General features: G+C 44.7%; 15 protein-coding genes. 13 read left to right on the forward strand and 2 right to left on the reverse strand.

The features are described 5' to 3' along the window. The first annotated feature begins 3 nt into the window (after nt 1-3). The 7 genes from dtd (at nt 4) to EUAN_RS05760 (ending at nt 7,103) form a co-directional block, all read left to right on the forward strand. Nucleotides 4-459: a D-aminoacyl-tRNA deacylase gene (gene dtd, locus EUAN_RS05730; protein WP_071062620.1), complete on the forward strand. Its 456-nt coding sequence runs from the start codon at nt 4-6 to the stop codon at nt 457-459. A gap of 105 nt (nt 460-564) precedes the next feature. After that, the gene (locus tag EUAN_RS05735) at nt 565-1,197 is read left to right on the forward strand and encodes an MBL fold metallo-hydrolase (protein ID WP_071062622.1); all 633 of its coding nucleotides are present in this window, start codon (nt 565-567) and stop codon (nt 1,195-1,197) included. Nucleotides 1,198-1,199: 2 nt separating this feature from the next. Then, nucleotides 1,200-2,663, forward strand: a complete 1,464-nt coding sequence (gene hemZ, locus EUAN_RS05740; RefSeq protein WP_071062624.1) for a coproporphyrinogen dehydrogenase HemZ — start codon at nt 1,200-1,202, stop codon at nt 2,661-2,663. Nucleotides 2,664-2,681: 18 nt separating this feature from the next. Beyond that, nucleotides 2,682-3,941 (forward strand): histidine--tRNA ligase, encoded by a 1,260-nt coding sequence (gene hisS, locus EUAN_RS05745; protein ID WP_071062626.1) that lies wholly within the window; start codon nt 2,682-2,684, stop codon nt 3,939-3,941. Between the two features lies 1 nt (nt 3,942). Further along, a complete protein-coding gene (aspS, locus tag EUAN_RS05750; RefSeq protein ID WP_071062628.1) occupies nt 3,943-5,718 on the forward strand; it encodes an aspartate--tRNA ligase in 1,776 nt (591 codons plus the stop codon). Between the two features lie 223 nt (nt 5,719-5,941). After that, nucleotides 5,942-6,661 carry a tRNA threonylcarbamoyladenosine dehydratase gene (locus tag EUAN_RS05755; protein ID WP_071062630.1) on the forward strand — a complete coding sequence of 240 codons (720 nt, stop codon included), beginning with the start codon at nt 5,942-5,944 and terminating at the stop codon, nt 6,659-6,661. A 10-nt stretch (nt 6,662-6,671) separates the two neighbouring features. Further along, nucleotides 6,672-7,103, forward strand: a complete 432-nt coding sequence (locus tag EUAN_RS05760) for a SoxR reducing system RseC family protein (protein WP_071062632.1) — start codon at nt 6,672-6,674, stop codon at nt 7,101-7,103. Here the strand turns inward: EUAN_RS05760 and EUAN_RS05765 are convergent, their stop codons facing one another. Next, entirely contained in the window at nt 7,104-7,574 is a 471-nt protein-coding gene (locus tag EUAN_RS05765; RefSeq protein ID WP_071062634.1) for a threonine/serine exporter family protein, read from the reverse strand. It abuts the gene before it with no gap. A gap of 1 nt (nt 7,575) precedes the next feature. Further along, nucleotides 7,576-8,436, reverse strand: a complete 861-nt coding sequence (locus tag EUAN_RS05770) for a threonine/serine exporter family protein (RefSeq protein ID WP_169817347.1) — start codon at nt 8,434-8,436, stop codon at nt 7,576-7,578. A gap of 433 nt (nt 8,437-8,869) precedes the next feature. Here EUAN_RS05770 and EUAN_RS05775 point away from each other — a divergent pair, with 433 nt between their 5' ends. From EUAN_RS05775 to EUAN_RS05800, 6 genes are all read left to right on the forward strand, one after another. Next, complete coding sequence (locus EUAN_RS05775) at nt 8,870-10,099, forward strand: serine hydroxymethyltransferase (protein WP_071062636.1); 1,230 nt, start codon at nt 8,870-8,872, stop codon at nt 10,097-10,099. A gap of 112 nt (nt 10,100-10,211) precedes the next feature. After that, a complete protein-coding gene (locus EUAN_RS05780) occupies nt 10,212-11,546 on the forward strand; it encodes a DUF512 domain-containing protein (protein ID WP_071062638.1) in 1,335 nt (444 codons plus the stop codon). A 5-nt stretch (nt 11,547-11,551) separates the two neighbouring features. Next, the gene (gene der / locus EUAN_RS05785; protein WP_071062639.1) at nt 11,552-12,871 is read left to right on the forward strand and encodes a ribosome biogenesis GTPase Der; all 1,320 of its coding nucleotides are present in this window, start codon (nt 11,552-11,554) and stop codon (nt 12,869-12,871) included. A 1-nt stretch (nt 12,872) separates the two neighbouring features. Beyond that, nucleotides 12,873-13,478, forward strand: a complete 606-nt coding sequence (gene plsY, locus EUAN_RS05790; protein ID WP_071062640.1) for a glycerol-3-phosphate 1-O-acyltransferase PlsY — start codon at nt 12,873-12,875, stop codon at nt 13,476-13,478. A gap of 27 nt (nt 13,479-13,505) precedes the next feature. Next, nucleotides 13,506-14,540, forward strand: a complete 1,035-nt coding sequence (locus tag EUAN_RS05795; RefSeq protein ID WP_071062642.1) for an NAD(P)H-dependent glycerol-3-phosphate dehydrogenase — start codon at nt 13,506-13,508, stop codon at nt 14,538-14,540. Then, nucleotides 14,528-14,941, forward strand: coding sequence for a hypothetical protein (locus tag EUAN_RS05800; protein ID WP_084655758.1), 414 nt, complete (start codon nt 14,528-14,530; stop codon nt 14,939-14,941). Before EUAN_RS05795 ends, EUAN_RS05800 begins: the two co-directional genes overlap by 13 nt. Nucleotides 14,942-14,953: the final 12 nt, after the last annotated feature.

Consider the following 14,953-nt stretch of genomic DNA (forward strand, 5'->3'; position numbering starts at 1 on the left):
TTTTTGAGAGCAGTAGTGCAGAGAGTCAAGAGGTCTTCGGTAGTAGTAGATGGAAACACGGTAGGTGAAATAGGCGGAGGACTGCTGGTGCTTTTAGGTGTAGGCAGGGAGGATACAGAAGAGGACCTTGAGTATATATATGAGAAGACATTGAAGCTCAGGATCTTCGAGGACGAAAACAACAAGATGAACTTGTCTCTTCTAGACATTGGAGGGGACATACAGGTGGTTTCGCAGTTTACTCTCTACGGAGATGCTAGAAAGGGAAGAAGGCCTAGCTTTTCAAGTTCGGCAGCGCCTGACATAGCCGAAGGCTACTACGAAAAGTTGATAGAGAAGTTCAGAAACACAGAGGGACTGGGAACAGTTGCGACTGGCGAGTTTGGAGCAGATATGAAAGTAGAGCTCTTAAACGACGGCCCTGTGACTATAATGCTTGACAGCAAGAGGCTTTTTTAAGGGAAATACTGTTTGGGCGGAGACTTAAGGTCTCTGCTTTTCTGTTTTTTTAGGACACGCCTTGTGATATAATGTTTATTAGAGTTTTTTTAGGAGGAATATCGTATGTTTTTAGAGAGAAAGCCGCTAGGCGTATACGGAGCCAATTGCTATATAGTTGCATGTGAAGACACGAGAGAAGCAGCAGTGGTAGACCCAGGCGGAGAGCCGGAGGAAGTTGAAAAGATACTGGAAGAACATGGCTTGAAGCTGAGCTGCATACTGCTTACACATGGACATGGAGACCATATAGCAGGTGTAAATGCGCTGAAAGAGAAGTACGGAGTCGATGTCTACGTACACAGCGCGGACGCCGAGCTCTTGAGGAGCTCTGAGAAGAATCTGTCCGACATGATGCCAATAGAGCCTGTGACTGTAGAGGGCTTTACAGAAGTTGAAGACGGGGAGGTTTTAGAGCTTGGAAGCTTGAAGCTCGAGGTACTGCACACTCCGGGTCATACAAGGGGATGCATCTGCATAAAAGTCTCCGACAAGCTGTTTACCGGGGACACGCTTTTCAAAGGCTCTATAGGGAGGACGGACCTCTACGGTGGTGGAGACGACCTTGTGGAGTCTGTGCAGAGAAAGCTGCTGACACTTGACCCTGAGACTGTAGTTCTTCCGGGGCACGGCGCAGTTACAACGCTTAGAGACGAAATAGCCACAAATCCGTTTATAAGAAATCTGGAGACTTTTTAGATATGGTATACGTGAGGCTTGTGGGTCATGACTTCAAGTACGAAGTAGGAGAGCTTGTAAAGCTCTTTTTCTTCAGTGAGAAGATAGGCTTTGTAGAAGACCATGTAGAGGCTGAAGAAAGCTGTATCTTGATTGAAAATTCTATTTCAGGCGATGGGAAACTGTCCGAAACAGTAATATACCTAGACGGAGAAGTCGTTTCAAGAGAAGTGGAAGATATATCGAGCATAGACATGCTTGAGCTGGATGAAAAAAAGCAGCTCAAGACGGGAATAAAGAAGAGCATCTACAAGGCTATTGCAAAGCTGAAAAGCAGGAAGACGCCTTGGGGGATACTCACCGGTATAAGGCCGACCAAGATAATCCACTCGTTGACTGAAAAAGACAGGACGGTGCCTGAGATAAAGTCGCTTCTGGCCAGAGAGTACCTTGTCTCGGACGAAAAGATAGCGCTTATAGACGGCATAGCCGAGACAGAGAGGCAGTATATATACCCTCTAGACAAGGACAGGTACAGCATCTACATAAGCATACCTTTCTGCCCGACTAGATGCGTTTACTGCTCTTTCCCGTCCAATTCCCTAAATGGGGAGCTCCAAGTGCCCGAAGTATATGTGGACAGGCTGATAGAGGAGGTAAGAGGAACTATGCCTATGCTTGAAGGCAAAAGAATACACACTGTCTACATTGGCGGTGGAACGCCTACGACGTTGTCGCCAAGTCAGATTTCAAGAGTTATGGAGGAAGTCTACAGATATTTCGGCAGAGAGGAAATAGCCGAGTTTACGGTCGAGGCCGGAAGGCCGGACACCATAACTGGCGAGAAGCTCAGAGTCATGAAATCCTACGGAGTAAACAGGATAAGCATAAATCCGCAGACCATGAACAGAGCTACCCTCGCTGCAATAGGGAGAAGCCACTCGCCTAAAGACATAGTCGATTCATTCGAGCTTGCAAGGGAGATTGGATTTGAAAATATAAATATGGACATAATAGTGGGGCTCCCTGGAGAAGGGGAGGCCGAAGTGGCGCACACCATGGATGAGATAGAGAAGCTGAAGCCGGAAAACCTCACAGTCCACACAATGGCTGTAAAGAGAAGCTCCAAGCTGAAAGAGGAAATAGAGTCCTACAATCTGGCGGAGCAGATGCAGATAGAGAGGATGCTTGAGATCACAAGACATTCGGCTGGAGACATGGGGATGCAGCCTTACTATATGTACAGGCAGAAGCAGATACTTGGAAACTTCGAGAATATAGGATACGCTCTGCCTGAAAGAGAGTGCATATACAATATAATGATGATGGAAGAAAAAGAGACTATAATGGCCTTTGGAGCCGGAGCTATTTCCAAAGTGTACTATCCTTATGAAGACAGGTTTGAGAGGGTGCCGAATGTGAAAAACCTGGACGACTATATAGGAAGAGTTGCGGAGATGGTGGAGAGAAAAAAGCTATTCAAGTAGCATAGGGAGGATGATTTGATGCTAGTTAAGGGACCTAGGGGCACAAACGACGTTATGCCCTCAGAATCGTATAAATGGCAGTATTTAGAGTGCAAGTTCAGGGAAGCTTGCAGGAAGTTTGGCTACAGCGAGATAAGGACACCTGTGTTTGAGCACACTGAGCTTTTCGAGCGTGGAGTAGGAGAGACTACAGACGTAGTTCAAAAAGAGATGTACACTTTCAACGACAAGGGAGACAGAAGCATAACGCTGAAGCCTGAGGGGACAGCTCCTGTAGTCCGCAGCTTTATAGAAAACAAGCTATACGCCGAGGCGCAGCCGAGCAAGATATACTATATAACACCTTGCTTCAGATATGAAAGACCTCAAGCGGGAAGGCTGAGGGCGTTCCATCAGTTTGGAGCAGAGGTTTTCGGAAGCGGAGAGTCCTCTATGGACGCAGAGGTGATGGCGCTTGTGGACAGCTTTCTTAAAGGGCTTGGACTCAAGAACATAGAGCTCAGGATAAACAGCATAGGCTGTCCGACATGCAGAAACGAGTACAACGAGAAGCTGAAGTCGTATCTGGCGCCTAAGCTTGAGAAGCTCTGCGATACATGCGTGGGAAGATACGACAAGAACCCTATGAGGATACTTGACTGCAAGAACGAGAGCTGCCAAGCTGAGATAGGGGACGCTCCTAAGATGATAGACAATCTCTGCGGTGAATGCGAGACTCACTTTGCAGAGACTAAAAAATACCTAGACGCTCTGAATGTGGAGTACGTGGTGGACCCTAAAATAGTGAGGGGGCTTGACTACTATACAAAAACCGCATTTGAGTTTATATCTAGAGACATAGGCACTCAGGCGACTGTAAGCGGCGGCGGAAGGTACGACGGACTTGTGGAGTCGCTAGGCGGAAAGCCAACGCCTGCTGTAGGGTTCGGAATGGGAATAGAGAGGCTGATTTTGACGCTTGAAAGCTGCGGCATTGAGATTCCAAAGCCTGAAGGGCTTGATATTTTCATAGTCTCTATGGGTGAAAACGCAGATCTAGAGGCTTTCAAGATCTTGAACAGAATTAGAGCGGCGGGTCTTAGCGGAGACAAGGACTACTTGGGGCGAAGCACAAAGGCCCAGTTCAAGTACGCAGACAAGAAGAATGCAAGGTACACGGTCATAATAGGAGACGATGAGCTCGAAAAGGGCGTTGTATCGCTTAAGAACATGGAGACAGGGGAGCAAGTGCAGGTGGAAATAGACAAACTAGAACAGGCTATAATGGGAGGAAATTAAGATGGAGACTATGGGCAAACTGAGAAGAACAGACATGTGCGGCAATCTCAGAATAGAGGATGAAGGCAGAGAAGTTACACTTATGGGATGGGTTCAGAAGAGAAGAAACCTGGGATCGCTGGTGTTTGCGGACCTAAGAGATACTTCTGGCTTGGCGCAGATAGTGTTTGACGAAGAGGTTTCAAAAGAGGCTTTCGAGAAAGCCGAGAAGCTGAGAAGCGAATACGTAATAGCTGTAAGAGGTACAGTCAAAGAGAGACAGTCTAAAAACGCCGAGATGGCAACAGGGGATGTGGAGATATTTGCGGAGGAGCTCAAGATACTGAGCGAAGCCGAGACACCACCTATATATATAAAAGACAACGACGATGTAGCCGAGAACATGAGGCTGAAGTACAGATACCTGGACCTTAGAAAGCCTTCTATGCAGGAAAAGTTGAAAAAAAGACATCAAGCTACGAAAGTGGTCAGAAACTTCCTAGACTCAAACGGGTTTATAGATGTAGAGACACCTATGCTCACAAAGCCGACTCCGGAAGGAGCCAGAGACTATCTTGTGCCGAGCAGAGTCAACGACGGCAAGTTCTATGCACTCCCTCAGTCGCCGCAGATACTCAAGCAGTTGCTGATGGTGGGCGGAATGGACAGATACTACCAGATAACTAAATGCTTTAGAGACGAGGACCTTAGGGCCAATAGGCAGCCGGAGTTCACGCAGATAGACATCGAGATGTCTTTCGTGGACATGGAGGACATACTGGACATAAACGAAAAGCTTGTACAGAAAATTTTCTCTGAAGTCAAAGGCGTTGAGATAGAGCTTCCTATTCCAAGGATGAGCTACAGCGAAGTCATGGAGAGATTCGGCACAGACAAGCCTGATCTTAGATTCGGATTCGAGCTCAATGACCTAAGCGAAATAGTAGCGAAAAGCGAATTCAAGGCTTTCAGCGGAGCTGTCGCGGACGGCGGATGCGTAAAGGCTATAAATATAAAGGGACATGGAGAGAGCTTTAGCAGAAAAGGAGTTTCAAAGCTGGAGGACCTTGCAAAGACTTTTGGAGCTAAAGGGCTTGCCTGGATAAAGATAAGCGATGAAGGCATAAACTCCCCTATAGCCAAATTCCTCTCAGATGAGGAGCTAGACGGAATAGTAAAGGCCATGGACGGTAGCGAGGGAGACCTTATACTGATAGTGGCAGACAAGAGTTCTGTAGTTTCCACTGTGCTAGGAAACCTGAGAGTTGACATAGCTGAAAAGCTTGAGATAATAGACAAGTCCAAGTACAATATGCTTTGGGTTGTAGACTTCCCGCTTTTCGAGTACGATGAGGAAGAGAACAGGTATATGGCCAAGCACCATCCTTTCACACATCCTGTAGATGAGGACATAGAGCTTCTAGAGACTGAGCCTGAAAAGGTGAGGGCAAAGGCCTACGACCTTGTGATAAACGGAGACGAGATAGGTGGCGGAAGTATCAGGATAAGCAATCAGGGGCTTCAGGAAAAGATGTTTGGGGCTCTTGGGTTCACTATGGAAGCTGCATGGGAGAAGTTTGGATTCCTGCTTGAAGCCTTCAAATACGGAGTACCTCCGCACGGAGGAATAGCTTACGGGCTGGACAGGCTTTCGATGGTGCTCGCTGACACAGACAATATGAGAGACGTCATAGCCTTTCCTAAGACTCAAAGCGCTACATGCCTCCTCACAAACGCACCTACTGAGGTAGATGTCAATCAATTAGAGGAATTATCCATAGAAATTTCAAAAAAATAGCCTTATAAAATAAAATGACGGGGAAATGTGAAATCATTTTCCTGTTTTTTTATTTTCTCGGACAGGCTTCGAGGGGCTAAAAATAGAGTATAATATTAGATTATGTATACAAGCGAGAAGATAAAAAAGGCTTTTGTAGAATATACACAAAAGAATTTGCTGCGAGAAGTGAGTAGAGAAAAGTTTTGGGTTTTGGTTTATAATTATAAAGTGGAGGTGGATCATGGACGAAAAGTTCATTCGAACAGAGATGTTGCTAGGCGAAGAGAATATGGAAAAGCTTAGAGCTTCAAGAGTCTTGATATTTGGCATAGGGGGAGTTGGCAGCTTTACAGCGGAGGCGCTCGCCAGAAGCGGAGTTGGGAAGCTAGGGCTTGTGGACTTCGACGAAATAGCTGTTTCCAATATAAACAGGCAGATACATTCAAATACAAAGACTGTTGGGCAGCTCAAGGTGAAGGCCATGAAAGACAGGATAATGGACATAAATCCTGAGGCTGAGGTAGACGACTACCCTGTGCTCTGCAATGCTGAAAACGCGGAGCAGCTCTTGGGTGGAGATATAGACTATATAGTGGACGCGATAGACATGGTCTCGTCTAAGATAGACCTTATAGAGAGAGCTACTCTGAAGGGGATACCTGTTATAAGCGCCATGGGGGCTGGAAATAAACTGAACCCCACTATGCTCGAGGTTTCGGACTTGTACAAGACATCTGTATGTCCGCTGGCAAGGGTTATGAGAAGCGAGCTCAAGAAGCGAGGAGTTAAAAAACTCAAGGTAGTATACTCTAAGGAAGTGCCGCTGAATCCTATAGCGCTAGAGGAGAATAGACCAGGAAAGAGGCAGACGCCGGGGAGCGTGTCGTTTGTGCCCTCTGTCTCGGGACTTATAATAGCTTCGGAAGTCGTAAAGGATATAATCTCAGCAGAGAGTCGCTAGGAGGGATATTGTGGATCAGAGAGGAAGAGTTGTAAAAGTTGAAGGCGAAATAGCTCAAATTTCAATAATAAGAGCTTCCGCCTGTGGAGATTCATGCGCCTCTTGTGGAGGCGAGTGCAGCCCTGATGAAGTGACGGTTGGAGCAAAGACAAACGGGAAAGACTTGCGAGTCGGGGACATAGTGGAGATATCGGGTTCGACTAAAAAAATGCTTGTATCTGCATTTCTAGCCTATCTAGTTCCGCTGATACTCCTTATGGCGGGGACGATATTCGGGACTATGAAGTTCAAGGAAATAGGTGTTGAAAGTTATGAGTTGTACGGCTTTTTAGTAGGTCTAGTAGGGCTTGCTGTCAGCTTTTTTATAATAAGGGTACTTGGAAACAAGATAAGCAAAGGTACAGCTGACTTTGAAGTTTCTAGGCTGTTAAAAAAGAGATAGTCACCTTTTGGTGATTATCTCTTTTTTTCCTGACTTGAGCTCCCAAAGCCTTAAGAGCGCCTTGTTGAGCGAAGATGAGATTATTATGGCTATAGCTATCGAGAAAGCTGTGAACACAGTCTCGCTGCCGAGCTGGGCTGTTTCGCTGAACTCACCTGTTATAAGGCTGAGCATTGTGTAGTACATTCCAGCTCCCGGCACTAGCGGAATCACGCCTGGGATTATAAACATGGTCGCAGGTTTCTTGAAGAGCTTGGCGAATATTTCGCCCATGATTCCTACAGTCATAGCCCCTATGAACGTAGAGATGGTCGGAGATAGCATCAGCTTTCCGGCGGTTATATTTGCAAGCCATCCCATCATACCGCAGACACTTGCCTTCAAGAGGCAATTCTTAGGCCCGTTGAAGAGTACTGCGAAGCCGAAAGTGGAGAGCAGCGAGTATATGGCCTGACTTATGTAAAAGTACATATTACATACCTCCTATGTTGAAGTAAGTGTAGTACTTTATGGCTACACCGACTCCGAAAGCTATAGATAGAGCGCAGAGGATGGCTTCCGAAGCTCTAGAAACTCCTGCAAGAAAGTCTCCGCTTATGGAGTCTCTAGTGGCGTTCGTTATTGCAAGCCCTGGAACCATGGGCATTATGGACCCTATTATTATCTTGTCTACAGAGGCTCCTATACCAAGGCTTACAAACAGAATCGCCAGAGCCCCAGCCACAAGCGAGCCCAAGAAGTCCTTTACATAGCTTATTATGTTTATCTTCCTGGCGACTGCTTCTCTGCTCTTTACAACTATAAGGCTTACAAAGAAAGCTGAGACGAAGTCTGGAAAAGATCCGCCGAAGAGAAGCGCCGAGAAGCCTCCGACTAGTCCGCCTCCGAGCACAGACTTTACAAAGTCGCTGTAAGGCTTAAGGCCTCTCAGTTTTGAAAGGTAGTCTATGGCTTCGTCGAGAGTCATGTTGGTAGTCACAAACCTTCTTGAAAACTGGTTTACAAGGCTTATCTTGTTCAGGTCTACAGACTTGGGCTTCGTCCTTTTGAGAACGGTGTTTATATTGTTGTCGTAGCCTACTGTCAGAAAAATGCCTGTGGGAATTACAAATACATCTACATAGTTCACTATGTCTATCGCCTTGCAGAGCCTTATTATGGTGTCTTCTACCCTGTAAGTCTCTGCTCCTGACTCGAGCATTATCTCTCCTGCAAGTATGGCCATGTTCATAGTGTTTCTGGCCTTGGCTTTTCTGGCTTTCTTTTGAGCCGAGGAGAAGTTGTCCTCGCTGTCCTCATCTCCTGTGCTTTGAAATGGTATTCTGTAAGGCAAAGCAATACCCCCTCTCATATTCTATATACAAGAATAATATCAGATTAGAAGACTAATTCAAAGTTCAAAGTTTATGGAACTATTACAATTGTATATTTTCAGGAAATTTAGTATTTTAGTTAGGAGGCAAGGAAAAATTCTTGAGAGGGCTAATAGTATGTCATAAATAATATAGTGTATAGCATAAAAAAGAGATGAAAAAACTCAGCATAAAACTGTGAAACCCTATAAATAGGGGAACAAGGATTGGCAAATCAAATAGCGCCAAAAAAGTTTTAAAAAAATGAAAATTTCTCTTTATTATATTTGCTTAAAGTGTTATATTATATATGAAATAAGAACTCATAAAGATTATAATAAAGTTTAATTAAATAAATTAATTAAAACAAAAGCTTTGCAACAAAATAAATACAAAATGGAAGGGGAAAACAAAATGGATTTCAAAAACCTAAAAGTATCAGACCCAGCAATAATGGAAGCAATAGAAAACGAGCTTAAGAGACAGCAGGACAACATAGAGCTTATAGCTTCAGAGAACATAGTAACTGAGAGCGTAATGGAGGCTATGGGTAGCTACCTTACTAACAAATATGCAGAGGGATACCCATCTAAGAGATACTACGGTGGATGCGAGCACGTAGACGTTGTAGAGAACCTATGTAGAGACAGAGTTTGCGAGCTTTTCGGAGCAGAGCATGCTAACGTTCAACCACACTCAGGAGCTAACGCTAACCTAGGAGTTTACTTCGCTACACTTAAGCCTGGAGACACAGTGCTTGGAATGAACCTTTCACATGGTGGACACCTTACTCACGGAAGCCCTGTAAATATCTCAGGAGTTTACTACAACTTCGTAGACTACGGAGTAGAAGAAGGAACAGAAGTTATAGACTACGACAAGCTAGAGGCAAAAGCTCTAGAGTGCAAGCCTAAGATGATAGTTGCTGGATACAGCGCTTACGCTAGAACTCTTGACTTCGCTAGATTCAGAGAGATAGCTGACAAAGTTGGAGCTTACCTAATGGTAGACATGGCTCACTTCGCAGGACTTTCTGCAGTTGGACTGTATCCAAACCCAGTACCTTACGCTGACTTCGTAACTAGTACAACTCACAAGACTCTAAGAGGACCTAGAGGTGGAGTTATACTTTGTAAAGAGAAGTACGCTAAGATGATAGACAAAGCTATATTCCCAGGACTACAAGGTGGACCTCTAATGCACGTAATAGCTGGAAAAGCTGTTGCTTTCGGAGAGGCACTAAAGCCTGAGTTCAAAGCTTACCAAGAGCAAGTAGTTAAGAACGCTAAAGTTCTAGCTGAAGAACTTCAAAACCAAGGATTCAGAATAATAACTGGCGGAACTGACAACCACCTAATGCTTATAGACGTTAAAGCTAAAGGACTTACTGGAAAAGAAGCAGAGGCGCTTCTAGACGAGTCAAAGGTTACAGTTAACAAGAACACTATACCTTTCGATCAAGAAAGCCCATTCGTAACAAGCGGACTTAGAATAGGAACTCCAGCTGTTACTACTAGAGGAATGAAAGAAGAAGACATGAAAGAGATAGCTGCTATAATAAAGCTTGCTCTAATCGACAAGAATGCAGAAGAAGCTACTGCAAGAACAGAAGCTCTTTGCAAGAAGTTCCCACTATACGCTTAATTAAATTGAATACACCAGGCAGAAGGCATATGCTTTCTGCCTTTTTTATTGGGAAAATACAGTGTTTATGCTATAATGGATAGACGAGACGATAAAAATAGAAGGTGCATAGATGGAACTGAAAAATTTAAACGAAAATATAAACATAGTGGAGGAAGTTTCTAGCGGAAGCATAGCTGAAGAGCTTGGGATAGAGCCTGGGGACATAATACTGTCTGTAAACGGAGAATCTATTAAAGATATAATAGATTACAAGTACATGGTGACAGACGACTATGTAGAGATGGATATCCAAAAGCCGGACGGAGAGATTTGGGAGCTTGAGATAGAGAAAGAGCCCGATGAAGACATTGGAATAAGCTTTACAAACCCCCTTATAGACCAGGCCAAGAACTGCAGGAACAAGTGTATTTTCTGTTTCATAGACCAGCTGCCTAAAGGGATGAGAGAGACGCTCTACTTTAAAGACGACGACTCGAGGCTTTCTTTTTTGCAGGGGAATTTCGTGACTCTCACCAATATGAGCGAGGAAGAGATCGAGCGTATAATAAGGTACAGGATAAGCCCGATAAATATATCCGTACACACAACAGACCCAGAGCTTAGAGTCAAGATGCTCTGCAATAAAAACGCAGGAAGGCTCTACGGGATACTGGAGAGATTTTCTGAAGCTGGTATAGAGATGAACTGCCAGATAGTGGCTGTACCTGGAATAAACGACGGGGAAAATCTGGATAGGACATTGAAGGACTTGTCCAGGCTATATCCAAATGTAAATAGCGTGGCCATAGTGCCTATAGGTGTCACCAAGTACAGGGAGGGGCTGTACCCTGTGGAGATATATGACAGAAGCTCCGCAAACGAGATGGTGAAAAGAGTGGAAGCGCTTCAGAAGAAGTATCTTTCGGAGCTTAAGACAAGATTCGCCTTTATATCAGACGAATTCTACATCCTGTCAGGAGTGGAGATACCGGATGCTGACTACTATGAGGGGTTTCCGCAGCTTGAAAATGGAATAGGGCTTATAAGATCTTTTGAGGATGAGATAGTCTCGGCGCTCAAGCAAAAGCCTGAAAACAGATCAAATAAAAGGCGCTACACAATAGCTACAGGGAAGCTTGCCTACGAGTTTATGAAAGAGGTGGCTGAGCTTGTAATGAGCAAGTACAGATGTCTGGAGATAGCTGTGGTGGAAGTCGAAAATGAATTTTTTGGAAGAGACATCACAGTCGCTGGACTTCTTACTGGATCGGATATACTGAAAGCGCTCGAGGGAAAAGATGTAGGAGATGTGCTTCTCGTATCCAGGTCGATGATGAAGAGAGACGAAGAGATTTTCTTAGACGATATAACGCTCCAAGAACTCGGAGAGAGACTAGGTGTAGAAGTAGTGCCGTCAGAAGTGGATGGAGCAAAATTTGTAGAGATATTTGAAGACAAGGAGTGATAGATATGGGAAGACCAGTAGTGGCAATAGTCGGAAGACCTAACGTCGGCAAGTCGACGCTTTTCAACAAATTAGCTGGAAAGAGAATAGCTATAGTGGAGGACAAGCCAGGAGTTACAAGAGACAGGATATATGCAGAGGGGGAGTGGCTGAACAAGCACTTCACCATGATAGATACAGGAGGTATAGAGCCGGACACTGAGGATATAATACTCTCTCAGATGAGACGCCAGGCAGAGATGGCTATAGAGACAGGCGATGTAATACTGTTTATAGTAGATGGAAAGGCAGGTATTACACCGGCAGACAGAGAGATAGCTCAGATGCTTAGAAAGTCGAAGAAAAAAGTCATACTTGTATGCAACAAGATAGACACACACCTCACTCCAGACACAGTGTACGAGTTCTACGAGCTGGGAATGGACGAGCTGGCTGTGATCTCGGCTGGGCAGGGACTTGGGCTTGGAGACCTTCTGGACATGGTCATAGCACACTTTCCAGACGACAAGGACACTGAGAAAGATGAAGACCTGATGAAAGTCGCTGTGGTAGGAAAGCCTAATGCAGGAAAGTCATCTATAATAAACAAGATACTAGGCGAGAACAGGGTCATAGTCAGCGACATAGCTGGAACGACTAGAGACGCCATAGACACGCCTTTTCAGGTTGGAGAAGACAAGTACGTGTTTATAGACACGGCAGGGCTTAGAAAGAAGAATAAGATAAACGAAAACATAGAGAGATATTCAGTCGTAAGGACTCTTACAGCTGTAGAGAGAGCGGATGTGGTCATAATAATGATAGACGCCACTGAGGGCATAACAGAGCAGGACACGAAGATAGCGGGCTTCGCTCACAACAACGGAAAGGCTGCTATAATAGCGGTGAACAAATGGGACCTAGTGGACAAAGAGGACAAGACCTACCTTCAGTTTGAAAACGATATAAGACGCGAGCTTTCTTTTATGGCCTATGCGCCCATCATATTCCTTTCAGCTAAAACCGGACAGAGAGTAAGCAAAATGCTTGGAATGATAAAAGAAGTCAACGAGAGCTACAATATGAGGGTCAGCACAGGAGTGTTGAACGACATAATAGGTAGAGCTGTGCTTATGAACCAGCCGCCTTCTGACAAGGGAAAGAGGCTGAAGATCTACTACGCAACACAAGTTGGAGTAAGGCCTCCTAAGTTCGTCATATTTGTAAACGACAAAGAGCTTATGCACTTCTCTTACCTCAGGTACCTGGAAAATCAAATAAGAGATTCCTTTGAGTTCAAGGGGACCCCTATACAATTCGAGTTGAACGAGAAAAAGGGGGACTAGGATGAAATCTGAATTGCTCGTAGCTGCGATAGCTTATCTGTTAGGTAATATACAGACATCTTATCTTATCGGAAGGTATTTCAAAAAGACCGATATAAGGGAGCATGGCAGCGGAAATGCAGGAACTACAAATGCGCTCAGGGTTTTCGGCAAAAAGATAGCTATAATCACATTGCTCGTGGATGCTTTAAAGGGAGTTGCGGCTGTATATATTGGAATGAATCTGGGCGGACTAGGGCTTGACGGAGGCCTTTTTGCCGGAATAGCTGTAATAGTTGGGCATAACTGGCCTTTCTATCTCAAGTTTAGAGGTGGGAAGGGAGTTGCCACTTCGATAGGAGTGGGACTTGCTATATCCCCGCTCTCGGCGCTGATTTCCATAGCTATAGGAATTAGCATAATTGCGAAGAGCAAATATGTATCACTTGGGTCTATCGTAGCCATAACGATATGGCCTTTTTTGAACATACTGGTAAGAGGCTCTTTCGAGCCAAAGCTATTTGTATTCGGAATCATAATGGCAACTATGTCAATATACAAGCACAGGGAAAACATAAAGAGGCTTGCAAACAAGACAGAAAACAGGCTTGGACAGAAGAAGTCCTAGCAGAAGAAATGTTTAGGAGTGGAGAATATGAGAGATAAAATCGCTGTACTAGGAGGAGGAAGCTGGGGAACGGCGCTGGCTATACTGCTCTGCCAAAAGGGGATAGATGTATCTATATGGCTTAGGGACAGGGATCAGGCTGAAGCTATGATGAAGAAAAGGGAGAACGAAAAGTACCTTCCAGGAATAGAGCTTCCAGAGGAGCTTTGCATAGTTTCTGATATATCAGAGGCTGTGAAAGACAGAAGTTTCATAGTCAACGCTGTTCCTACTCAAGGTGTGAGAAATGTCCTAAAAGACCTGAAGGGAAAGCTTAAAAGCGGTGCGACTATAGTGAATGTGTCTAAAGGACTAGAGATAAACAGTTTACTAAGGATATCTGAAGTAGTAGAATCAGAACTAGGGGATATAGATTACTGCATGCTTTCTGGACCATCGCATGCCGAAGAGGTTGCGAGATGTATTCCTACTACAGTTGTGGTGTCATCTAGAAAGAGAGAGACAGCTGAAGCTGTGCAGGATCTCTTTATGACACCTAGATTCAGAGTCTATACGAACCCAGACCTTGTAGGTGTGGAGCTTGGGGGAGCGCTCAAGAACATAATAGCACTTGGCGCAGGAATATCTGATGGGCTTGGATACGGTGACAACACAAAAGCCGCCCTTATGAGCAGGGGTTTTGTGGAAATGGCGAAGCTTGGCAGGATGATGGGGGCTTCAAGCTCTACTTTTTCAGGGCTCTCAGGCATGGGGGACTTGATAGTCACATGCACCAGCATGCACAGCAGAAATAGAAGGGCTGGGATACTGATAGGAGAAGGCCATTCAAGAGAGTCGGTTAGAGAAAAGATAGGCATGGCTGTAGAGGGTATAAAGACTACCGACGCTGCTTATGAACTGGCTAAAAAGTACGGAGTGGAAATGCCTATAACAAGTGAAATCTACAGCGTGCTGTATGAAGGCGGAAAAGTGGAAGACTCTATGGAGAGGCTTATGATGAGAAACAAGAAAAATGAGATGGAAGAGCTTCTAGATAGCGAAAGGGCATCTTGGGAGAAATAGCAAAGGACGGGAACGAGATGGTACTAAAAGAGATTATTCAGCTTTTGACTGTTCTGCTCATGGTGAGCGTGTTTGGCTATGTGCTTTCGGTTTTGAAGGAAAAGATGAGTCTGAAGTCCAATACCATAGTCATTGATAAAAAAAATCTGACTCAAGAACAGATAGACCAAGCTGAGATAAAGACATTTCTTGTAGACGGAGAAGTTATAAGGGCCGGGGACGAAATAAGGCTCTTTATGAAGGAAAGGTGTAAGCTTGAAGGAGTAGTCCTGGGTGCTAGAAAGAAAGATGATGAAATACTCATATACACAGATAAAGATGAGCTGAAAAAATGCAAGCTGGAAAATATAAGGCGTGTAAAAGTGGTCAGCAAGTACGGTATGTTTTTTAAAGCTTTCTAAATGAAGGCTTTA

Origin of the sequence: Andreesenia angusta (genome assembly GCF_001855385.1) — a bacterium.
GTDB lineage: Bacteria > Bacillota > Clostridia > Tissierellales > Gottschalkiaceae > Andreesenia > Andreesenia angusta.

Excerpts from the sequence above, each read along its gene's own strand:
- EUAN_RS05755 (WP_071062630.1), top strand. The coding sequence starts at position 5,942 with ATGGACGAAAAGTTCATTCGAACAGAGATGTTGCTAGGCGAAGAGAAT.
- hemZ (WP_071062624.1), top strand. The coding sequence starts at position 1,200 with ATGGTATACGTGAGGCTTGTGGGTCATGACTTCAAGTACGAAGTAGGA.
- aspS (WP_071062628.1), top strand. The coding sequence starts at position 3,943 with ATGGAGACTATGGGCAAACTGAGAAGAACAGACATGTGCGGCAATCTC.
- EUAN_RS05795 (WP_071062642.1), top strand. The coding sequence starts at position 13,506 with ATGAGAGATAAAATCGCTGTACTAGGAGGAGGAAGCTGGGGAACGGCG.
- EUAN_RS05735 (WP_071062622.1), top strand. The coding sequence starts at position 565 with ATGTTTTTAGAGAGAAAGCCGCTAGGCGTATACGGAGCCAATTGCTAT.
- hisS (WP_071062626.1), top strand. The coding sequence starts at position 2,682 with ATGCTAGTTAAGGGACCTAGGGGCACAAACGACGTTATGCCCTCAGAA.
- EUAN_RS05765 (WP_071062634.1), bottom strand. The coding sequence starts at position 7,574 with ATGTACTTTTACATAAGTCAGGCCATATACTCGCTGCTCTCCACTTTC.
- der (WP_071062639.1), top strand. The coding sequence starts at position 11,552 with ATGGGAAGACCAGTAGTGGCAATAGTCGGAAGACCTAACGTCGGCAAG.
- plsY (WP_071062640.1), top strand. The coding sequence starts at position 12,873 with ATGAAATCTGAATTGCTCGTAGCTGCGATAGCTTATCTGTTAGGTAAT.
- EUAN_RS05780 (WP_071062638.1), top strand. The coding sequence starts at position 10,212 with ATGGAACTGAAAAATTTAAACGAAAATATAAACATAGTGGAGGAAGTT.
- EUAN_RS05775 (WP_071062636.1), top strand. The coding sequence starts at position 8,870 with ATGGATTTCAAAAACCTAAAAGTATCAGACCCAGCAATAATGGAAGCA.